Source organism: Priestia endophytica DSM 13796 (genome assembly GCF_900115845.1).
Taxonomy (GTDB): Bacteria; Bacillota; Bacilli; order Bacillales; family Bacillaceae_H; genus Bacillus_I; species Bacillus_I endophytica.
Window position 1 is genome coordinate 1 of the sequence record NZ_FOXX01000013.1, and the last position, 20569, is coordinate 20569.

23 protein-coding genes and 1 pseudogene are annotated in these 20569 nt (G+C 36.6%); 11 read left to right on the forward strand and 13 right to left on the reverse strand.

The features are described 5' to 3' along the window. Window positions 1-256 (reverse strand): annotated as a pseudogene (locus tag BM012_RS25945) (IS3 family transposase); the annotation flags it as partial. A gap of 267 nt (window positions 257-523) precedes the next feature. Here BM012_RS25945 and BM012_RS19750 point away from each other — a divergent pair. Further along, the gene (locus tag BM012_RS19750) at window positions 524-862 is read left to right on the forward strand and encodes a hypothetical protein (protein ID WP_061802616.1); all 339 of its coding nucleotides are present in this window, start codon (window positions 524-526) and stop codon (window positions 860-862) included. 251 nt (window positions 863-1113) lie between these two features. After that, on the forward strand, window positions 1114-1284 hold the full coding sequence (locus BM012_RS26540; protein ID WP_161939274.1) for a hypothetical protein: 171 nt from the start codon (window positions 1114-1116) through the stop codon (window positions 1282-1284). 466 nt (window positions 1285-1750) lie between these two features. Here the strand turns inward: BM012_RS26540 and BM012_RS19755 are convergent, their stop codons facing one another. Together BM012_RS19755 and BM012_RS19760 are read right to left on the reverse strand one after the other, a co-directional pair. Beyond that, on the reverse strand, window positions 1751-2320 hold the full coding sequence (locus tag BM012_RS19755; protein WP_061802615.1) for a nitroreductase family protein: 570 nt from the start codon (window positions 2318-2320) through the stop codon (window positions 1751-1753). A 13-nt stretch (window positions 2321-2333) separates the two neighbouring features. Then, a complete protein-coding gene (locus BM012_RS19760; RefSeq protein ID WP_061802614.1) occupies window positions 2334-4520 on the reverse strand; it encodes a malate synthase G in 2187 nt (728 codons plus the stop codon). A 215-nt stretch (window positions 4521-4735) separates the two neighbouring features. On the opposite strand from BM012_RS19760, the gene BM012_RS19765 reads away from it, so the two are divergent. Then, window positions 4736-5878: a CAP domain-containing protein gene (locus tag BM012_RS19765; protein WP_201030238.1), complete on the forward strand. Its 1143-nt coding sequence runs from the start codon at window positions 4736-4738 to the stop codon at window positions 5876-5878. Window positions 5879-5902: 24 nt separating this feature from the next. On the opposite strand, the gene BM012_RS19770 is transcribed toward BM012_RS19765, so the two are convergent. The 8 genes from BM012_RS19770 to BM012_RS19805 form a co-directional block, all read right to left on the reverse strand. Continuing rightward, window positions 5903-6487, reverse strand: coding sequence for a hypothetical protein (locus BM012_RS19770; protein WP_061802624.1), 585 nt, complete (start codon window positions 6485-6487; stop codon window positions 5903-5905). A 112-nt stretch (window positions 6488-6599) separates the two neighbouring features. Further along, on the reverse strand, window positions 6600-7997 hold the full coding sequence (locus BM012_RS19775) for a C40 family peptidase (RefSeq protein WP_061802612.1): 1398 nt from the start codon (window positions 7995-7997) through the stop codon (window positions 6600-6602). A 340-nt stretch (window positions 7998-8337) separates the two neighbouring features. Beyond that, entirely contained in the window at window positions 8338-9348 is a 1011-nt protein-coding gene (locus tag BM012_RS19780; RefSeq protein ID WP_061802611.1) for an LLM class flavin-dependent oxidoreductase, read from the reverse strand. 264 nt (window positions 9349-9612) lie between these two features. Then, entirely contained in the window at window positions 9613-9855 is a 243-nt protein-coding gene (locus BM012_RS19785) for a DUF5683 domain-containing protein (protein WP_061802610.1), read from the reverse strand. 150 nt (window positions 9856-10005) lie between these two features. Then, window positions 10006-10986: an extracellular catalytic domain type 1 short-chain-length polyhydroxyalkanoate depolymerase gene (locus BM012_RS19790; protein ID WP_061802623.1), complete on the reverse strand. Its 981-nt coding sequence runs from the start codon at window positions 10984-10986 to the stop codon at window positions 10006-10008. 162 nt (window positions 10987-11148) lie between these two features. Then, complete coding sequence (locus tag BM012_RS19795) at window positions 11149-11646, reverse strand: L,D-transpeptidase family protein (RefSeq protein WP_061802609.1); 498 nt, start codon at window positions 11644-11646, stop codon at window positions 11149-11151. Between the two features lie 231 nt (window positions 11647-11877). Then, window positions 11878-12312: a GNAT family N-acetyltransferase gene (locus BM012_RS19800; protein ID WP_061802608.1), complete on the reverse strand. Its 435-nt coding sequence runs from the start codon at window positions 12310-12312 to the stop codon at window positions 11878-11880. A gap of 90 nt (window positions 12313-12402) precedes the next feature. Then, window positions 12403-12876 (reverse strand): VOC family protein, encoded by a 474-nt coding sequence (locus BM012_RS19805; RefSeq protein WP_061802607.1) that lies wholly within the window; start codon window positions 12874-12876, stop codon window positions 12403-12405. 230 nt (window positions 12877-13106) lie between these two features. On the opposite strand from BM012_RS19805, the gene BM012_RS19810 reads away from it, so the two are divergent. Beyond that, window positions 13107-14600, forward strand: coding sequence for a peptide MFS transporter (locus BM012_RS19810; RefSeq protein ID WP_111922553.1), 1494 nt, complete (start codon window positions 13107-13109; stop codon window positions 14598-14600). Window positions 14601-14637: 37 nt separating this feature from the next. Here the strand turns inward: BM012_RS19810 and BM012_RS19815 are convergent, their stop codons facing one another. Then, the gene (locus tag BM012_RS19815) at window positions 14638-15084 is read right to left on the reverse strand and encodes an ASCH domain-containing protein (protein ID WP_061802605.1); all 447 of its coding nucleotides are present in this window, start codon (window positions 15082-15084) and stop codon (window positions 14638-14640) included. 76 nt (window positions 15085-15160) lie between these two features. Next, entirely contained in the window at window positions 15161-16012 is an 852-nt protein-coding gene (locus tag BM012_RS19820; RefSeq protein WP_061802604.1) for an STAS domain-containing protein, read from the reverse strand. Between the two features lie 330 nt (window positions 16013-16342). Here BM012_RS19820 and BM012_RS19825 point away from each other — a divergent pair, with 330 nt between their 5' ends. The 7 genes from BM012_RS19825 (at window position 16343) to BM012_RS19850 (ending at window position 20521) form a co-directional block, all read left to right on the forward strand. Then, complete coding sequence (locus BM012_RS19825) at window positions 16343-16663, forward strand: general stress protein (protein ID WP_061802603.1); 321 nt, start codon at window positions 16343-16345, stop codon at window positions 16661-16663. Between the two features lie 146 nt (window positions 16664-16809). Further along, complete coding sequence (locus tag BM012_RS25950; protein WP_061802602.1) at window positions 16810-17427, forward strand: phospholipase D-like domain-containing protein; 618 nt, start codon at window positions 16810-16812, stop codon at window positions 17425-17427. Between the two features lie 105 nt (window positions 17428-17532). Continuing rightward, the gene (locus BM012_RS25955; protein WP_139210390.1) at window positions 17533-18021 is read left to right on the forward strand and encodes a phospholipase D-like domain-containing protein; all 489 of its coding nucleotides are present in this window, start codon (window positions 17533-17535) and stop codon (window positions 18019-18021) included. 101 nt (window positions 18022-18122) lie between these two features. Further along, complete coding sequence (locus tag BM012_RS19835; RefSeq protein ID WP_061802600.1) at window positions 18123-18308, forward strand: hypothetical protein; 186 nt, start codon at window positions 18123-18125, stop codon at window positions 18306-18308. 175 nt (window positions 18309-18483) lie between these two features. Continuing rightward, complete coding sequence (rlmN, locus tag BM012_RS19840; RefSeq protein ID WP_061802599.1) at window positions 18484-19554, forward strand: dual-specificity RNA methyltransferase RlmN; 1071 nt, start codon at window positions 18484-18486, stop codon at window positions 19552-19554. A gap of 141 nt (window positions 19555-19695) precedes the next feature. Beyond that, complete coding sequence (locus BM012_RS19845) at window positions 19696-20217, forward strand: acyl-CoA thioesterase (RefSeq protein ID WP_061802598.1); 522 nt, start codon at window positions 19696-19698, stop codon at window positions 20215-20217. Between the two features lie 109 nt (window positions 20218-20326). Further along, a complete protein-coding gene (locus BM012_RS19850; RefSeq protein ID WP_061802597.1) occupies window positions 20327-20521 on the forward strand; it encodes an alpha/beta-type small acid-soluble spore protein in 195 nt (64 codons plus the stop codon). The last annotated feature ends 48 nt before the right edge of the window (window positions 20522-20569 follow it).

Genomic DNA, 20569 nt, shown 5'->3' on the forward strand with positions numbered 1-20569 from the left:
ATCTGTGGTTTTAAATATCGATTTTCAGCTTGTAACTTTGATGGAGTATCTTGAGAATGAGGCCCTTTTTGATGGGTGTATGTTTGCCCAACGGGCTGTGCCAAGCTCCATTTCTATGCCACCTCATCCATGTTTTGAGTTGTGTATGGTTGCGGATTTGTAAAGCTTCCATAACTTCTTTGACCGGTACTCCTGCCAATCTCATTTCAATTGCTTTTAATTTCACTTCTACTGGATTGCTCACTCTTTTTCCCATAGAAAAAACACCTCCAAGTTATTGTTAGGTACTACATACCCGTTTTTTAACTTAAAGGTGTTTTTTATTTGTCTCACTCTATGGGGTCAGTCCCGTGACAGCAGGGGCTTTTTTATTTATATAAAATACATAAATTTGTATATGGTTCAAAACATTGGAGATTATTCCCTTCAACAAAAAAGGAAATATTTAATTGAATAAAAAGAGATAAAATAGAAAAGATATAAAAGCATTTTAAGAATTTAATAAGGAAGGAGTAAGACAAAAATGAAGGAATGGTTATTAAAATCATTAGGGGGGCTATTTGCTATTACGCTGATTACAGGTTGTACAGCAAATGATAATCAAGATTCGCCTCAAGAAGATGAGCAACAAAATGAAGAACAAGCTCCAAATGACGAAGGTGGAAATGACACAAACAATGAAAATAATCAGGATGCAGACGATATAAACTTTGAAAATAATCAGGATAGAAATGGGAATGCTCCTGGTGTTGATGAAAATGATTCCATAAATAAAGATGATGAAAAGGATAGAAATCAAGATCAGGAAGATCCAGTAGAAGATCAAGAAGATATGCGTGATAAAGATAGTAAAGATCAGTAAGCAAAGAGGTTGGTTCTATTCAAAGGAACCGCCCTCTTTTACTTTTCTCTGAGAAAACACCTTCTCGATAAATGTTTCACTATTCCCCTTTTCTCGTTGGTTTCTTTTGAATAACTTGTGCTCCCCCGCCACCTTTCTTAAAGAAAATGAAACTAATACCTTCCAATCTTTATATGGATGGCTCTTAAAATCTCAGCATAATCACGTTGAAGCTGATAAAAAATACAAAAAAAGGCGGTGGTATGTTACAAATGGAATTTGGTCAGATTTTAAATAAGTTTACAAACAACTCTTGGATTATCATTTCGGCTGTTATCTTATTTTTTTTGGCTAAAGCTTTTACAGGTTACTTAACATTTAAACATTACAATCGAAAGTTTAAAAATATAGAGAAGAAACTTGAAGAGCTTTTGCGAAAGTAATACAATTTTCTCTTTCGATTATACTATAAATGTTTTCTCAAACACGTCTGCCTATTAGGGTTATACTCAAATACCCAAAAACCCTATTCATTAAGAGTAGGGGGCTTTTTTACTAATGGTAAAGTCCCTTACATAACAATAATCATTAGATCCAGAAAGAGTAAGATAGAACTCCTTATTATTCAAATTATAAACCACTATTTAGGGAATTAGACAAAGGGTGAATAAAAACTCGATTTTCATTCCATATTATAAACAAGGACCTCCAGTAACAAGTGTTTTTCCTCTCCAAGGTATTCAATCAAAAAGCCCCTTACTCACAATGAGTAGGAGGCTTTTTTCTGTGAGTATAACACTGGCTGATACAGACCAATGCCATCCCTTAGTATACCCTATTTATTTGAAACCCTTGTTGATTTTTGTTCATTAAAAAAGACTTCCCTTTGATAAGGAAGCCTTCTTGTCATTACGAAAACCACTTTGTATATGTTGATACATCAGTCTTTTTAACGGCTTTTGGTTCTTTGACAGGATACCCAATATAGAGAAATCCAACTACTTCTCCTCTTTCTGATAAACCAAAAGACTGAGCAATTTTAGGATGATAACAAATATCCCCTGTACGCCAAATCGCACCAAGACCACTCGCATGTGCCGTTAACAACATATTTTGGATCGCTGCACTTACAGCTGCGTACTCCTCTTTTAACGGAACTTTTGGTTCATTACTTGGCTCTACCCCTACTACAATAACAAGAGGAGCGCGAAATGGATTATTTTGTTGTTTTTCAATTCTTTTTTGATTTTCCTCTGTTGTTACATCTTCCATATCCTCTTTAATGGCTTCTACTAAAGCGGTTGCTAGCTTGTTACGTCCATCTCCTTCTAACACAAAGAAGCGCCATGGCTCTGTTCGAAAATGATTTGGAGCCCATACAGCAGACTGAAGAATCCGCTCTGTTACATCTCGAGGAACAGGATCTTGTTTCACAACTCCAACTGTTCTTCTTGTTTTAATTGCTTCAAACACATTCATTATTTTTCTCCTTTTAGTTTGTCTTTTGAGCTACTTCCTTCTTTTTTGCTTCTTGACGACGCTTGTGTAAAATAGGTTCAGTGTAACCGCTTGGTTGTTCATATCCTTTAAAAATCAAGTCACGAGCTGCTTGGAAAGCAATAGACCCTTCAAAATCAGCAGACATTGGTTTGTAGTTTTGATCTGTTTTGTTTTGTTCATCCACAACTTTTGCCATTCTTTTTAACGTTTCTTCTACCCTATCTTTTGTACAAACCCCATGATGAAGCCAATTTGCAACATGCTGGCTCGAAATACGCAGCGTTGCTCGATCTTCCATCAATCCAACGTCATTAATATCCGGCACTTTGGAACATCCAATGCCTTGATCTATCCAACGCACAACATATCCTAAAATTCCTTGAGCATTGTTATCAAGTTCTGCTTGAATTTCCTCGTCTGTCCAAGCTTTATTCTTACTTACAGGAATGTGTAAAATATCATCTCGTACATGTTGATTTTGGCGCATTAAAGTGTGTTGAATACTTGCTACGTTTATACGGTGATAATGGATAGCATGAAGCGTTGCGGCCGTCGGCGAAGGAACCCATGCTGTGCTTGCTCCCGCCTCTAAATGTGCACTCTTTTGCTGGAGCATATCTTTCATTTTATCAGGCATTGCCCACATTCCTTTACCAATTTGCGCCTTTCCCTTTAAGCCGGTAGAAAGACCAACACTTACGTTTGACTTTTCATAAGCTCCAAGCCAAAGAGAAGATTTCATATCCTGCTTTCGAATCATTGGGCCTGCTTCCATTGAAGTATGAATTTCATCGCCTGTTCGATCTAAAAACCCTGTATTAATAAAAACAATCCGCTCTTTTACTTCACGAATGCACGCTTTTAAGTTTAGCGTTGTGCGGCGCTCCTCATCCATTACACCAATCTTCACTGTATTTCGAGCTAAACCAAGTATATCTTCTGTTCGATTAAAAAGCGTATTAGCAAACGCTACTTCTTCAGGGCCGTGCATTTTAGGTTTTACAATATAAATCGAACCTTTCTTGGAATTGCGAAAAGATTCACTTTGCAAAAAATCGTGTTTTGCAATTAAGGATGTAATCACTGTATCAACAATTCCTTCAGGTACCTCTTCTCCTTTTTCGTTCAAAACAGCATTTGTTGTCATTAAATGACCAACATTGCGAACAAAAAGAAGAGATCGACCTGGCAACGTAACGCTTCCTCCTTCTGGAGACGTGTACGTGCGGTCTTTATTTAATGTTCTTGTAACCGTTTCATTTCCTTTTTGGAAGGTAGCAGATAAAGTGCCATTCATAAGTCCTAACCAGTTGCGATAAACATCAACTTTATCCTCTGCATCAACAGCTGCAACAGAGTCCTCGCAGTCCATAATTGTAGTTAATGCTGATTCCATGACAATATCTTTAATACCCGCTCGGTCACTACTCCCAATTGGAGAGGAACGATCAATTTGGATTTCTAAATGAAGACCATTGTTTTTTAACAGAAGAGATGTGGGGCTTTCGGGGCTTCCTAGATAGCCAGCAAACTGCTTTTCCGTTTTGAGAGATGTGCGGCCTCCCCCTTGAAGTACTGCTGCAAGAATGCCGCGGTCAACCGTATATTTGGTTACTTCCTCATGAGACCCAATTGCGAGAGGGCAAATATCATCAAGGAACTTTTTAGCATATGAAACAACTTTATCTCCTCTTAACGGATTAAATGTTTTTCCCCGCTCACTTCCACCTTCTGTTGGAATAACGTCTGTACCGTAAAGCGCATCATATAAACTTCCCCATCGGGCATTCGCTGCATTAAGAGCATAGCGTGCATTGTTAACAGGAACAACAAGCTGTGGACCTGCCATTGTAGCAATCTCTTCATCAACGTTTTCTGTTGTGACTTTAAAATCGTCTCCTTCGTCTTGTAAATAACCAATACGTTCTAAAAAAGCTTTATAATCAGAAATTGAAGTTCCTTCTTTATGTTCTTTATGCCATTTATCTATGCTCTTTTGGAGGTCTTCACGCTTCTTTAGCAACGCTTTGTTTTTAGGTGCTAGTTCTTCGACAATAGATTGAAACCCTTTCCAAAATTCTTCTTTCTTAACATCGCTTCCCTTTAGAGCTTCTTCATTTACAAAGTCATATAAAATAGGGGACACACGAAGGTTCCCAACTTTAACGTATGATTCCATGATAACTCTCCTCCTTTAGGTCTTAGGCGAATTTGGGGCAAAGGGCATAAGAGAATAAATAGCACAGCTTCTCTATTTTATTAAAAATATAGCATGAACGCTTTTTTATTTCAATAATTTTCTAAATATTCAACTTTTAACAGAATTTCTTTTCTTTCCTTTCTCTTTTCCTTTTATCCTCTTTTTAGGTACAATAGAACATAGGAGGTGACATATTGAGGAAACTATTCTCTTTGATTATTCTCATCGCTGTGCTGTACTTTTCTTGGCCCACTTTACAAAAGATTGCGGAAAATCCTTCTCCACAGTCTGCCATTGACCATATAACATCTAAAATTCAAACAATTGAAGATAATCCTGATGTCCAAGATACATTCGCTAAACTTTCCACAGGCCTCACAGAACTTTCAGGTAAAGTTGATGAGGCAATTGCTGCCCTTCCCTTTACTTCGGAAGAACAGAAACCAAAAGAAGTGAAGACGCCTAATCTAGACGTGCCAGAAAATCAAACTTTTTCTGTTTATAATGTTGAGATTGGAGATGATCGAACAAGTGTTGAGAAAACCCTTGGACAACCACAGCGTTCAACGCTTAATGAATATGGAGTAGAATGGGTAGCTTATCACCAAAACTATGAGCACTTTATGATGGTAGCGTACAATCAAGAAAATCAAGTTGTTGGACTGTATACGAACCAAGATTTAATTTCTTCTACAAAAGGCATCAAACGTGGTTCAACAAAAGAAACGGTTGAGAACACGCTTGGTGAGCCCCTTACAGAAATACGCAAAGGGTTTGTGTACTATAAATTAGAAAAAGACCGAGATTATGATATGTACAAACTTGATCATAGTTTCGTTACAATCTTCTATGACAAGCATGAAAACAATACAGTTACATCGATCCAGATTATGAACGAAAACCTTGAAGAAGATAAACAAGACTTTTATACAAAAGGCAGTAAAGCTCTTCAAAAAGGGTTTGAATATCAACTTTTTGATCTCACAAATGCCGCCAGAGTAAATCATGGCCTTCCTATTTTAACATGGGACGATCAAGTGAAAGAAACGGCTCTCGCTCACAGTGAAGATATGGCTGAACATAATTATTTTGATCACCAAAATCTTCAAGGTCAATCTCCATTTGATCGTATGAAAGAGGATAATATTCGCTTTACGGTAGCAGGAGAAAACCTTGCATACGGGCAATTCAGCAGTATATTTGCACATGAAGGACTAATGAACTCGCTCGGTCATCGTAAAAACATTTTACAACCTGACTTTAGACAGTTAGGCGTTGGCGTTGCTTTTAATGAAGAAGCACAGCCATATTATACAGAAAACTTTTTCACAAAATAAAAAAGCAGGTAAAAACCTGCTTTTTTATTTTTCTGTTTCAGCAACAAGATTAAATAGAAAGGTATAAATAAGCTTATATGCTTCTCCAATACTCATTCCTTCGTGAAAACCTTGCACTCCATCAAGAGCAAAGTTTACATCCCAGAGGCCATCATTCCCATTAAAGCTAAGCTCGAATTTCCCTCCACTTATTTTTTCTGAAAGATACGTTTTAATCACATCATGCCATTTCTTCTGTACTTTTAGTCCAAGAAGAACATTATAGTAACGAAAAACATCATCAAGCTCAAGTGTTACCCCTTCAACTCCAATCATCTCAAATAGAGGCGATTCAGTGTATGCAAACTCCTCTATGTTCTCTTTTAAAAAAGAGAGCGGCTTGTCTAGAAAATTTGAAGGTGTTTCTTCTGCTATCATTTCCTCTGTTTCTTTATTCACTCGCTCGATATACGCATCAAAAAAACGAGTGTACGAATCAGTTTCTGTCACTGATATCTCAGAAATAAGCTCTTTTTCATTTATGTATGCTATTTCGTCTTTGTAAAGCTCTATTGAATCCTGAGCAGTTTGCTTTTCTTCTAGCATTTTCATTACATTCTCTTTTAACATCCATACTCCTCCTAAATCTCTTTCTTCATTATAATAGTGCATTAAGCAGCGCTTTTCAAACTGATAAAAAAAGCCCCCTTAGTTTTCACTAAGAGCGCTTTTCAAAGAATAGTTAGATTCTCACAACGTGACCTGAGAAGTGATCAGCCCAGTATCCACTAGACATATTAGCAATAGCAACGCCTGTTGAGCTTTGTGCACCGATGAATTGGCCTCCACCAACGTAAATACCAACATGTCCATCTTTTTTATATGTGTCAAAGAAAACAAGATCTCCTGGTTTCATGCTGCTTGCTGATACTTTTGTTCCTTTATGTTTGAGCGTATCTGTGCTAACAGCCCCCATTGGTCCTAAGTCTACGCCAACTTGAGCATATGCCCATCGAACAAAACTAGAGCAATCGAAAAGTCCATTATCAATATCTGACTGTGTACGTCCTCCACCAAATACATAAGCAGAGTTACCGATCCATTTGTTTCCTACTGTTACGACATTTCCAGATGTTGGCGTTGAACTGACATTTGAAGATGGTGTAGATGTAGTCTCTGCTTTCACAGAAGAACGTTCTTCAGATGTAGTTGTTGATTTTGATGATGCTGCAGGAGCAGATTTCGCTTGAGGTGCTTGTGCTACCTCAGTACTGCTGCTTTCTGTATTTTGCTTCGCTTCAGCTGCTGCTTTTGCCGCTGCCTCTTCGGCTGCTTTTTTCGCTGCCTCCTGCGCCTTTATTTCTTCTTGACGCTTTTGTTCAGCTGAGATGCTTTCATCAAGGTTGGACTCTTGATCTTTTAAGCTACTTGATTGCTGTTCTAAGGCTGCTTTAATATCTGCGCTGTCCATCTCTTGCGCTTTTAGATCTTCCATTACTTTGTCTTTTTGTGCTTTTTGTGTATCAAGCTGTGCTTGCATTTCCTCAAGCTCTGCTTTCATATCTTTTAAGCTAGAAAGTTTATCTTTTACTTCTTTTTGTTTCTTTTCTAAGCTATCTTGCATATCTTTTGTTTCTTGTAAAAGATCACGGTCAGCTTCAGCTACTGTATTTACTGCAAAAGCACGACCAATAAGGTCACCGATATCCGCAGATCCAAGAATAACAGAAACATAGTCTACGTTTCCACCACTTTTTTGTAGAGAACGAGCACGCTCTTTAATGACTTCTTCGCGTTGTGCTAACTTTTCTTTTAATTCATCAATCTCTTTTTCTAGTGATTTTACTTTTTTATTTGTTTCTGTAATTTGCTTTTCTGTTTCTTCTACTTTTTCGTTATTTTTCTCTGTTGCTAGATTTAAACGATTAAGCTGAGCAATTAATTCTTTTTGTTCACCCTTCAGACTGCTAAGCTTGTCTTCTGCTTCTTTCAAATTGCTTTGAACATCAGCTTGTTTTTTCTGAACTTCTTGTTTTTGAGCTTGCATTTCGCTCATTGTTTGGGCATATGTCGGTGTTGAGAGTACAGCACTTAGCCCTAACATTACCGTTGCATTGAATGCGATCATTTTCTTTTTCAAAACATTTTCCTCCGCTTTCTTTCCCGTTCGATGATTCCATTACCTTCTTTATAGTTCACGTGTCAGTATGTATTGTTAATATGTATGAGGAAGAAGAGAATCTTCAGGTTATTTATATTATCGATCATTGTTTATTTATAAAAGCCAATACTGGCAAGACTGGCAAGAAACGACTAAAACCAACATTTTTTTCTTTAAAAAGTATATCATGAGAAATGATGAAAAGGAGATTAATTATATTACAATTTCATTTCAATAATGTAATATTAGTGAAATGGTACTGAGTTTGGTAAAAACAATAAAAAACCAGCACAGAAAAAGACTTCTATGCTGGTTTCTTTCAGCTCATTAATTCAGCAATAATTTCGTAAGAACGAAGACGGGCTTTGTGATCAAAAATTTGGGAGTTAATAATCATTTCGTCTGCATTTGTATCAGCTAGAAATTGCTCTAGTCTTGCTTTCACCGTTTCTTTTGTTCCGACAATTGTAGAGTCTAATTTTTCTGCAATAATCGACTTTTCATAAGGAGTCCAAACTTGTTCCATATCATCAACTGGCGGCTTAAGCTGTGTTGGTGTACCACGAATTAAGCTTAAAAACTGCTGTTGCTGAGATGTTGCAAGACGCTTTGCTTCCTCTTCTGTATCTGCTGCAACAACGTTTACACCTACCATCGCATATGGAGTTTGTAAATGTTCTGATGGCGTGAAATGATCCCGATACGTTTTTAAAGCTGGAATCGTATAATTTGGTGCAAAATGGCTTGCAAAAGCAAACGGAAGACCAAGACGCCCTGATAGACGCGCGCTAAATCCGCTTGACCCAAGAAGCCAAATTGGAATATTCAATCCTTGACCTGGAACAGCTTTCACAAAACTGCTATTTTCAGAAAAATAAGCGCGCAATTCTTCTAGCTGTTGTGGAAATTCATCGCCAGTTGTACCGAGCGTTCGTCTTAATGCTCTTGCTGTATTTTGGTCGCTTCCAGGGGCGCGCCCAAGACCTAGGTCTATGCGACCAGGATACATGGACTCCAATGTTCCAAACTGTTCAGCGATGACTAGAGATGCGTGATTCGGTAACATAATTCCCCCAGAACCAAGACGAATCGTTTTCGTTCCCCCTGCTAGATATCCAATAACAACAGATGTTGCAGAACTGGCTATTCCAGGCATGTTATGATGTTCAGCAACCCAGTACCTGTTAAATCCCCATTTCTCCGCATGCTGAGCAAGATCCAAGCTGTTACGGAAAGCATCAGCTGGTGTGCTGCCCTCATTCACTGGTGCAAGGTCAAGCACAGAAAATTTAATATCATGAAGTGTTTTTGATTCAATTGTTCCTGACATTCTAATCCTCCTCTTAATATAAAAGACTTCAGAAAGAAATTGACTTCTTTAAAATTTTGAATAAGGCAAAAATTTCTCTTTATGTTAAGGTATTTTCCAGTCGTTTATTCAAAAATAAATATTACGAGAACCGAAAGAAATTGTCTAATAATCAGCTTACACCGTCTATTATTCACCTCATATTTATGATATTCTTTTACGATCAAAATAAAAAAACCTATTAGTTTTTCACTAATAGGTTTTCCCAACTATGTATAACGCCTATTACATACCATTTGAAATTCTTTGATTATGACGCTCTGCCACTTTATAAGCGTCGTACATGCCCCATATCCAAAGGATAGGTGTTGTAATCAAGCCGATAAGAACAAACATTAATAACCAGCTGAAAAAATATACAATGATAAAAATGATGCCTTTTGCAAGCTGACCGTTATAAATTTGTCCTAATCCAGCAATTAAAAAGCTTAGCACCGCAGCTAAACCAGGATTTTTTGGTTGTTCCATCCTTTCTCCTCCTTTCCAAATATTACAGATCATAACATAAAAAAGAATTTTTCCCTACCTTATTCCTAAAATACATAACTTTTATTCTTTCAAATATATGACAACTTTCTATAAAAAATACGCGTTTCTCTCTAAGAGAAACGCGTATTTTTAAGGTAGCCTCTTTTCAAAAAAACTCCATATGATTTCACTTGCATTTGGACCTTCTTCATCTGTGTAGCTTCCTAACGGGGATCCGCCAGACCAAGCATGCTTCATATTGTTTACAATATATTTTTCTAATACTATCTGTCCGTTCTCATTTGTATAGCTATATTGTGTATATGCTTTACCTCCTTGTTTTGTTTTTTCTACTACGCTATCCGCTTGGTTGTCAATCGTTCCGTTTAGAATTCCGTCATCAGCCCAATCATTTGTTGTTGCCCATTGACTAATAACTTGGTTTCCATTTTTCAGTACGACTGTGCTATCCGCATTTCCATGAAACACAATAACAGGCATAACGCGCGCATTTTTCCCCATTTGTTCGTATGCATACTTTCCTTGAAGATTAGGATTAGGACCTCCATTTTGCATAGCGTAAAATGCAGAAAAAGCACTACTTGACGCCCCGTACTCAAGACCTGCGCCTACTCCAATACTTGCAAACTGCTCAGGATATGTGGCACCTAAAATAACGCTCATCCCCCCACCTGCTGAAAGTCCTGCAACGAAAACGCTTTGATTTTGAATACTATATGTTCCTTTAACCTTATTGATCATCCCTACAATAGTAGCAGGTTCTCCCCCTCCTCTTTTTTGATTAGAGACACTAAACCAGTTCCAGCATTTATTGATGTTCGCAAATGAAGATTGTTCAGGATACAAGACAAGAAACCCTTTTTCTTCCCCAAGCTTGTTCATTCTTGTTCCTTTTGCAAAATCATCCGCATTTTGACTGCAGCCGTGTAGCATCACAACGAGGGGATAGTCTTTGCTTCCATCATAAGAAGATGGAATGAAAAGCTTGTATGTTTTCCCTCCGTATGTTCCATTTATAAAAGAGGATTGAGCAAAAACAGGTTCATTAAAAAAAGACAATGTTCCAAAAATAGCTATACAAAGCACAATAACTCGCCATACCTTTTTCAAATAACCCCTCCTAAAGAAAGCGTTTTCAAAAAAATCATCTCTTTCAGATTTCTGAATTCCATCATCTATTTTTCCTTTTAAAAAGCGATCTAGTAACACTTCATTTCTCATCCTGTATTTCCTTCAAAAACAGAAGATGAGAAATGAAATGTTTTTTGCTCACTAAAGGGAAATAGAGACGGCCGTTCCATTTGGTACTATCCTGGCAAGTTCTAACACATCTTTGTTGTGCATACGCACGCATCCAAGAGAAACCGATTTGCCTATTGAACTTGGATCGTTTGTCCCATGAATTCCATAATGAATCTTTGATAAACTAAGCCACATAGCTCCGAAAGGGCCACCTGGATTTGGCTCTCTATTCACAATTACAAATTCACCTTGTGGCGTAGCCGTTAACATTTTGCCAACGGCAATTGGATATACTTTTACAACAGCTTCATTATTTTTTAGCGTTAATGTTCGCTTTGTAATAGAAATTTCGATATGATAAGGAATTTCACTTGGGTCTCTTAAATTAGGAATTGTAATAGGTTGACCAACATAAAGAATATTTGGGTTTACAATAGTTGGGTTTGCTGCAATAAGACGTGAAAGCGGTAAGCGATAATCAAAGGAAAGGCTTGTTAACGTTTCTTTCGGCTTTACGATATGAATCAACGTTCTCTTCCTTTCTATACAAAGAAATTCTCTTTTTTATCATATGTTGGAAAAACACTTTTAGGTCTACATTTATTACAGATTTTCGAAAAAGAGAAAGCCCTCTTCTAAAAGAAGAGGGCTTTCTCTTATATATATTAATTTATTATCCTTCTTTCAATTGCTAACACTTCAATAGAAACTTATGGTATTCACAAGAAAAACAGGAACTTATATACGCGTTTGGAAAGGTTAAAAAAGCTTTTTCGTCATTAAAACATGCGGAATATCGGCTTCCATAAATACGTCTGATTCCACTTTATACCCAAGCTTTTCATAAAAGCCTTGCGCTCTCGTTTGTGCATGAAGCTTTGTTTTCTTCAAGCCGTTTTCAGCTGCTATTTCTTCTAGCTTGGCAAGAATAACTTTACCAAGACCGTATTTTCTGTACTCTTTTAAAATACATATCCGTTCAAGCTTGCCAATGTTCTCAACAACTCGCACTCTTCCTGTTCCTACAGGGGTTTCATCGTAATAAACTAAAATATGTGCACATTCGCCATCAAGTGTATCAAACTCATCAAGCTCTTCTTCCACCGAAACTCCTTGCTCTTCTACAAATACCGCCACTCTTATAGAAAATGCCTGGTTTAATTCATCTTCTGTTGTAATTCTTGCTGCCTCCATTTCCTTCATTCCTCTCTCATATTTTTATAAAACGAGTATAAGGAAAAACTAGCTTCTTGTAAACGATATCCTTTAACAGAAGCTCTAGAGCTAGCTTTTCTCTTGATTTCCTCTACTTTTATAACATGTGCGCCATTCGCTTAAATAAACAATGTCTTCTTTATATACTGGTTCATCACTTAAAAGTGTTAAAAACTCTAAGCTATGTCCATTCGGATCAATAAAATAAACGCTTGCAGCTGGCATCCACATATGAACAATTGGCTCTATAGGTGCTTTACCAAAGAAATCTTTTGGAATTTCAATCTCTTTCTCCCGTAGCCATTGTAAACTAGCTTCAAGATCTTTCATTTCTACACTAAAAGCAAAATGATCTCTAATCACTTCCTCACCTTCTTTAACCTCTTGCAAACCAAGCATTTGTTTCGTTTCTCCAATAAAGAAAAAAGCCCGTCTTCTTTCCTCAATTTGAAAAGCAAGCTGAAGTCCTAACTTTTTGTAGAAGCTAATGGATTCTTCTAGATTTTTTACTTTTAAATGTGTTTCGTACAGATTTTTAATCACAAATATCTTCCTCTTCATTCCTATTATAGAAAAAACAAGAAATTTTAATAGAAGCTCGGCAAGGAAAGCTAAAAAAATGACCAAAGTCCCTATCGCTTAATTATGTTGAAATAAGGATATATTCCTATTTTCAGATAATATAACTAGATAAAGGAGTTGTTAAGACCATTATTTTTGACATCACCAACCAAACAAATATATTATAGTAAAGTAACAAAGGAGGTTACATGATGTCAGAAATGAATAAACAGAAAATTGTGTCAAGCGTTCCTCAGACTGGCTTCTTTGGCCATCCAAAGGGATTGTTTACACTTTTTTTCACTGAATTTTGGGAACGTTTTTCTTACTATGGAATGAGAGCTATTCTTGTTTATTACATGTATTATGAAGTGTCAAAAGGTGGACTAGGATTTGATCAATCTACAGCTTTAGCTATTATGTCTATTTATGGATCACTTGTGTACATGTCTGGAGTGATAGGTGGCTGGATTGCAGACCGTATACTTGGACCATCTCGATCTGTATTTTATGGCGGTATTTTCATTATGCTTGGTCATATTGCTCTTGCTGTGCCTGGAAATATTCCAATGTTTTTTGTTTCCATGGTTCTTATCGTAATTGGAACAGGAATGTTGAAACCAAACGTCTCTAGTATTGTCGGAGATATGTATAGTGAAACTGATGCAAGACGAGACTCTGGCTTTAGTATTTTCTATATGGGAATTAACTTTGGAGCCTTTATTGCTCCCTTAATTGTTGGGGAAGTTGGAATGAAGCATAATTTCCACTTAGGATTTGCGATTGCAGCAGTTGGGATGTTCTTTGGATTACTTTTATTTGTCCTCACAAAGAAAAAAAATCTCGGCCTTGCAGGTACTATTGTGCCTAATCCCTTATCGCCTGCTGAGCGAAAAAGAACCGCACTTGTGGTGATTATAGCTCTTATCGTTATTGGAGCAGCGCTTATTTTTATGATTCCACGCGGATGGGTTACAATTGACTCCTTCGTTACGTTTATTGGAATACTAGGTATACTGATCCCAATTTGTTACTTCGTGACAATGTACTTTAGTTCTAAAACATCAACAGTAGAGCGTTCTAGACTTTTAGCGTACATTCCACTATTTGTGGCAGGAGTGATGTTCTGGGCAATCCAAGAACAAGGAGCCACTATTTTAGCAGCATATGCGGACAATCGTACAGACTTAAGTATTGGTGGATTTTCGATTTCACCTGCTTGGTTTCAATCTCTAAACCCGTTGTTTATTATCACCCTCTCACCTCTTTTTGCCCTTTTATGGACAAAGCTTGGTAATCGTCAACCAACAATACCGAAAAAATTCTCTATTGGTTTAGTTTTTGCTGGTCTTTCGTTTGTGGTTATTCTTATTCCGGGCACGCTCGCTGGAGAGAATGCGCTTGTTAACCCTCTATGGCTTGTACTGAGCTACTTTGTTGTGGTACTAGGAGAACTTTGTATCTCTCCTGTCGGTCTTTCAGCAACAACAAAACTAGCACCCACTGCCTTTTCAGCTCAAACGATGAGTTTATGGTTTTTAACAAACGCAGCAGCTCAGGCTCTAAACGCTTCAATCGTAGATCTTTACACACCTGAAACAGAAACCTTATATTTCGGAATTATCGGAGGCGCTTCTATTGTCCTTGGTATTCTCCTTTTCCTTATTGCTCCGGTTATTCAACGTGCAATGAAAGGAATTCGTTAACAAAAGCCGTGGAAAATCTTTTTTCTGCGGCTTTTTTCTATCTTTTTATATGTAATAGCTCAAATTGCTCAAGTACTAAAAGCATATCATCGGAAAATTCTTTTCCTATTTTTTGAAGTTCTTTTGTAAAAAACTGTTTGTGTACCGAATACCAATGCTGATATGATCGATCTCCTTCTCCTTCTGCAAAAGCAAATTCTTCTGATACTTCATTCATTGCCATTACTTCGACTTTAGAGATTCGAATAATAGCAACAGGTTCTTCTTTGCTATTTAACACAATGCTGTATTGCCCCTGAGCAGGAAGCGGTTCTTGCTCTAATTCATAGAACAAATAACCTGAACATGTCGCTGTTTTTACGCCTTTTATGACAAGGTCTGCTAATCCGTCTGGATCTCCCCCAAAGCTCCATGCACTTACCTCTTTTGGTTGTTTGTTCTCTCCCCAATATGTATTCCAATAATGTAGAGCTTTTTCATTCACTTCTTTCCCCTCCTCATCAATATTTTACCATATGTACTTTTAAACAAAATAAAAAAGCAGAAAGGTCTCTGCTTTTTTATTTTGTAAGGGTTTCTAGATCTTTTAATTTTACAGCTTGTTCTAATGTTGAAACAATAGAAACTCGATTAAAGTTAATTCCAAGCTGTACGGCTGTTTGTGCAATCTCAGGGCGAATACCAGAAAACGTGCTTGTCACACCAATTAGATGTAATGTTTCAATAAGTTGAAAGAGCTGTTGAGCCACCATTGTGTCGATCATTACAACACCTGATAGATCAACAAGCAAGTGATGAATCTCACGCTCTGTACACTGTGTTAATGTGCTATCTAAAATAAACTTAGCACGAGCTGTATCAATATCTCCTACAAGAGGAAGTAGCGCTACATGTTTTGTTAAAGAAATGATAGGAGAACTTAGCTCATTAATCATCTCTTGCTGAGCTTTTAAACGAGATTCAGAGTACTTATGACTTTCTTCTGTAAACCACATAATTACTTTATTAAACGCTTTGGTTGTAATGTCTTTCCACTGATTAATCTCTTCTAATGAATACTTATCTTTATATTGAGAAGCAAATTCATTAATCAGCTGTATATATTGGGTTTGTACATTAAAAAATTCTTGTAAAATAAGATGAATTGGTGTTCGTGCATGTTCTTCATCTTTGGCAATCTCTATAACCCATTCTTCAAATCCTTCATAAAAAACATCACTTTCTTCTGAGAACAGCTTACAAAAACGTTTATGAAATTCATGGTTTTGCTTTTTCAATGTTTCTACTACAACTGGATCTGTTGAAGCATACACACCACCTAGCTCAACTTTATCCAGGTCCGCATACCAATTTTCAGTTAAGTCCCACGTTCTTTCTAATAGAAAGTTATAAAGATCATCATTTCTATACATCGTAATCTCCTGACCCTTCCCCTAAATATGTTTTGTTTTTACTATAAATTGCTACCGTTCTATATGCGATGTATGGCGATAAAACAATAACAAAGTATAACCTCATAGCATCGAAATGTTAGGGTTTTTATATCTCTTTTAGTTCTAATTTTATATGTAAATTTTCTTTTTCTACTTTACCTCCCTAAATTTCTACACACGAGCTTTTAATTACCCCCTTTTTTAGATGGTAAAACCTCTTTTACAAAAAAGTTTTAAAAAAGAGAAAAAGGGAATGAGTTCTCTATACGATAAGGATGTTCATTGTTAAATAAGAAAGGAGAGACTACTATGAAGATAAAGGTTGCTCATATTAAAGAAGAGCTTCAGCAAACTTTACAAGATTTGAACAAAGAAGGCTATGAAAAAGATATAAAAATACTTGTTAATAAAGATAAGCATTCAAAGGAAAGTGTTAAAAATTTGCTAATAGATTCACCTTATGGCTCGCAATCTTTACTAAATACAGTAAATAGTATACTTCCGTCAAAGATAGAACAGCTCGCTAAAGTATTAGCGTTTGAACAGCTTTCCTCTCAAGATGTAGAAAAGTACATAGAAGACTTGGAAGAAGGAAAGTACGTAATTATAGCTTCTTCAAGCATTACCTAAATTAGGGTCCCTCTCTTTTCAACGAGAGGTTTTTTTTATGTTCTATTGTTAGTTCTATATATAGCGAATGAAGGAGCCATACATTCTTTTACCGTTTTTGGGCATTGTATGAAAATGAGCTTTTTTAGAAGGAGCCGATTATAATAGTGAAGCTAATCAAAAGAAGTGCAATAGCCCTTTTAATTTTATTATTACTGCTGTTTATTATGATAAAAGACGTTCAACAAGGGCAAAAACACTATACCGAAACACATCCAGCGTGGGAAACTCCTGTTTATAACGGAAATATTTCGCTCTATAAAAAGGGGCAAACTTTATTTTCGGCTCTCTTTCAAGATATAAAGGAAGCAAAAAGCTCTATTTATCTTTACTTTTATATTCTTCGCAATGATGCACTTACAAAGCGCCTCTTTTCCCTTTTAAAAGAAAAAGCAGGTCAGGGACTTAACGTATATCTTTCTGTAGACTTAATCGGCGGTCATGAACTTACAAGAGAAAGCATTGAACAATTAAAAAAGTCTGATGTAAAAATTTCATTCAGCCGAAAAATCTCAGCCGCACACCCTTTTTATAGCGCTCATCATCGCAACCATCGACGCATAGCTGTAATTGATTCATCTATTGGTTATATTGGTGGATTCAACGTTGGTGAAGAATACCTTGGATACGAGAAAAAACTCGGAAAATGGCATGATTATCATATCAGAATAACAGGAGAAGGCATAAATACACTAGAAAAACAGTTTCTTCTTGATTGGAGGTAAGATAGTAAAGAGAGCATTCCTTCCTTATCTTCGTACAACATCGTAACAGGTGGAGAGTTTTCTTATCGTTTTTTATTTACTTCTGGTTCAGTGCTAGAAAATTGGATGAAAAAATGGATAAAAGAAGCGAATTCATTCCTTTTCGTTGCTACACCTTATTTTCTCCCTCCTCGTTCTATTATGGATGAGCTTGAACAAGCACTAAAACGAGGAGTTCACGTCACAATTCTCGGTCCGGAGAAAACGGATACACGCCTTTTCGCACGCCCTCCCTCTTATCAAAAATTAAAAATGCTTGTAGATAAAGGTGCTGATGTTTATGTTTATAATCACGGCTTCTTTCATGGGAAAGTACTTATAAAAGATGAAGAATTTATGGATATCGGAACAGCAAACGGAGACTCACGCAGTTTCTTTTTAAATGATGAATCAAATTGTATTATTTATGATAAACAATTTATACAAAAAATGAAAAACAGCTTAAAAAAAGATATAGAAAAATCCAAACACGTTGATCCGTCTTATTTTGAATCACTTCCTTTTTGGAATAAATGGTTTCAAAACGTTCCAGAATTTCTTCAATATTATTTTTAAAGCCTCCTATCCTTAACTTTACCTTAACTACAAGCCTTACCTCTTTCAGGTACTTAACAAAAGCGGTAAAATGAAAATAAGGTAAAAAATGGAGGTTGCATATGTTTATTCAAAATATTCACGGTGTCTTTCTTGCTATTTTAGGTCTTGTTCTTATTTTTATGTCTTATTTTATTCGTCATATTACAGAATACGGAAGTTACTTTGGCATTATTGGTGGTCTGTTGCTTATTATCGGTCTTATTTTAATCCCTGAAGAGCCTGCTAAACGTAGAGATGATAGATGATTTATTGTCTTGATAATTCTAGGAAATCATTCATAACTAGCATTCCATCTTCTCTTTTTGGTACACTATTTATATAAACCTTTTCTTTTTATGAATAAATAGGTTGCTTCTGCCCCCTACTTTTCAGTAAGATATTAAAGTGAGTAAAGGTAAAGTTTCGAAATGAGGGTTGGAAATGAATAAAACTTCCATATATGGATTAACATTAGATGGATTAACTTCGTGGCTTGTAGAGAACGGTCAAAAAAAGTTCCGAGCTGCGCAAATTTGGGATTGGCTTTATAAAAAGCGTGTCACAGATTTTTCAGAGATGAAAAATTTAAATAAAGACTGTATTGACTTACTTGATCAACATTTTGTTATTCAAACACTTGAACAAGCCGTAAAACAGGAGTCAAAAGACGGTACAATTAAGTTCCTCTTTAAATTACAAGATGGAAACTTAATCGAAACAGTACTGATGCGATTCAACTACGGCCTTTCTGTCTGTGTAACAACACAAGTTGGCTGTAACATCGGCTGTACGTTCTGTGCAAGCGGACTTCTTAAGAAAAACCGTGACCTTTCAAGCGGTGAAATCGTCGAGCAAATTATGAACGTTCAGCACCATCTTGATGCACAAGGCAAAGATGAGCGCGTTAGTCATATCGTTGTTATGGGAATTGGAGAACCATTTGATAACTATGACAATATGATGGATTTCTTCCGCGTTATTAATGATCAAAAGGGACTTTCTATTGGTGCACGTCATATTACTGTATCAACAAGTGGTCTTGCTCATAAAATTCGTGAGTTTGCAGATGAAAATATTCAGATTAACTTAGCTGTTTCACTGCATGCACCAAACAACGATCTTCGTACACGCATTATGAAGATTAACAAAGCATACCCGCTTGAAAAGTTAATGCCTGCCATTGACTACTATTTAGAAAAAACAAATCGACGCATCACATTTGAATACATCCTATTGCACGATGTGAATGATCATAAGGAAGAAGCTATTCAGCTTGCAAAGCTATTAAAAAATAAACGTCACCTTTCTTACGTTAACCTTATTCCTTATAACCCAGTTGATGAGCATAACCAATATCAACGAAGCACAAAAGAAGCTATTGTTGAATTTTATGGAACGCTCATGGAACATGGCATTAACTGTGGTGTGCGCGCTGAGCAAGGAACAGATATTGATGCAGCGTGTGGTCAGCTTCGAAGCAAGCAAATCAAAAAGAACAAAGTAACTTCTTAAAAAACCTCTCCTCTTATGAGAGGTTTTTTTATGGTCTATCTCATGACAAACAACAAGACAAACTACCTTGTTTTTGTTTAAATAAAAAAATAAGGTGGAAAACTTATAAAAGATGCATTTTTAAACGAGGAGAAAACTAACATGAATGAACAAACAGAAAAATATTGTAAAGAATCTTTAGTGGTTCGAACTAGTCGCGTATTTCCTTTAGACACGAACAACCATAACACGCTTTTCGGGGGAAAATTGATGAGCTATATTGATGATGTTGCCTCGATTTCAGCTGCTCGCCATTCACGAGGCGAAACTGTGACAGCTTCAACAGATTCCGTTGATTTCTTGTCACCTATAAGACCTGAGCATTCCGTCTGCTTAGAATCTTACGTAACATGGGTTGGAACATCTTCTATGGAAGTGTTCGTAAAAATTATTGCTGAAACATTAAAAACAGGTGAACGTCGTCTTGCGGCTACTTCTTTCTTAACATTTGTAGCTCTGGACGAAAACAGAAAACCGAAAAGAGTGCCACGCGTTATTCCTCAATCAGATGAGGAAATTATGCTTCACAATACAGCAAAACAACGAGCAGAGGAACGAAAAAACCGACGCAAGCATAGCCAAGCACTTGCTCAAGCTATTGGAACAGACCAACCTTGGTCATAATATAACAGGAGCCTTTCACATTCTGTGAAAGGCACTTTTATTGGAAAAAATTACATTGTATGAGAGCTATAAAAAAAACACATTCTACACTTACAAGGAGGTGATACACATGGCAAACCGTAATAAATTAGTCGTTTCAGGTGCTGAACAAGCTATCGACCAAATGAAATACGAAATCGCTTCTGAGTTTGGCGTTCAATTAGGCGCTGATACTACAGCTCGTTCTAATGGTTCAGTAGGAGGCGAGATCACAAAACGTCTTGTTGCTTCTGCTCAACAACAATTATCAGGATCACAACGCTAATCTCCATTAGCAATTGAATAGTTTTGGCTATAGACTACCCGTCATTCG

Excerpts from the sequence above, each read along its gene's own strand:
- BM012_RS19770 (WP_061802624.1), bottom strand. The coding sequence starts at position 6,487 with ATGTTAAAAGAGAATGTAATGAAAATGCTAGAAGAAAAGCAAACTGCT.
- BM012_RS19810 (WP_111922553.1), top strand. The coding sequence starts at position 13,107 with ATGTCAGAAATGAATAAACAGAAAATTGTGTCAAGCGTTCCTCAGACT.
- BM012_RS19835 (WP_061802600.1), top strand. The coding sequence starts at position 18,123 with ATGTTTATTCAAAATATTCACGGTGTCTTTCTTGCTATTTTAGGTCTT.
- BM012_RS19755 (WP_061802615.1), bottom strand. The coding sequence starts at position 2,320 with ATGAATGTGTTTGAAGCAATTAAAACAAGAAGAACAGTTGGAGTTGTG.
- BM012_RS19750 (WP_061802616.1), top strand. The coding sequence starts at position 524 with ATGAAGGAATGGTTATTAAAATCATTAGGGGGGCTATTTGCTATTACG.
- BM012_RS19845 (WP_061802598.1), top strand. The coding sequence starts at position 19,696 with ATGAATGAACAAACAGAAAAATATTGTAAAGAATCTTTAGTGGTTCGA.
- BM012_RS19760 (WP_061802614.1), bottom strand. The coding sequence starts at position 4,520 with ATGGAATCATACGTTAAAGTTGGGAACCTTCGTGTGTCCCCTATTTTA.
- rlmN (WP_061802599.1), top strand. The coding sequence starts at position 18,484 with ATGAATAAAACTTCCATATATGGATTAACATTAGATGGATTAACTTCG.
- BM012_RS19820 (WP_061802604.1), bottom strand. The coding sequence starts at position 16,012 with ATGTATAGAAATGATGATCTTTATAACTTTCTATTAGAAAGAACGTGG.
- BM012_RS19785 (WP_061802610.1), bottom strand. The coding sequence starts at position 9,855 with ATGGAACAACCAAAAAATCCTGGTTTAGCTGCGGTGCTAAGCTTTTTA.
- BM012_RS19825 (WP_061802603.1), top strand. The coding sequence starts at position 16,343 with ATGAAGATAAAGGTTGCTCATATTAAAGAAGAGCTTCAGCAAACTTTA.
- BM012_RS25955 (WP_139210390.1), top strand. The coding sequence starts at position 17,533 with ATGAAAAAATGGATAAAAGAAGCGAATTCATTCCTTTTCGTTGCTACA.
- BM012_RS19850 (WP_061802597.1), top strand. The coding sequence starts at position 20,327 with ATGGCAAACCGTAATAAATTAGTCGTTTCAGGTGCTGAACAAGCTATC.
- BM012_RS26540 (WP_161939274.1), top strand. The coding sequence starts at position 1,114 with ATGGAATTTGGTCAGATTTTAAATAAGTTTACAAACAACTCTTGGATT.
- BM012_RS19780 (WP_061802611.1), bottom strand. The coding sequence starts at position 9,348 with ATGTCAGGAACAATTGAATCAAAAACACTTCATGATATTAAATTTTCT.
- BM012_RS19800 (WP_061802608.1), bottom strand. The coding sequence starts at position 12,312 with ATGGAGGCAGCAAGAATTACAACAGAAGATGAATTAAACCAGGCATTT.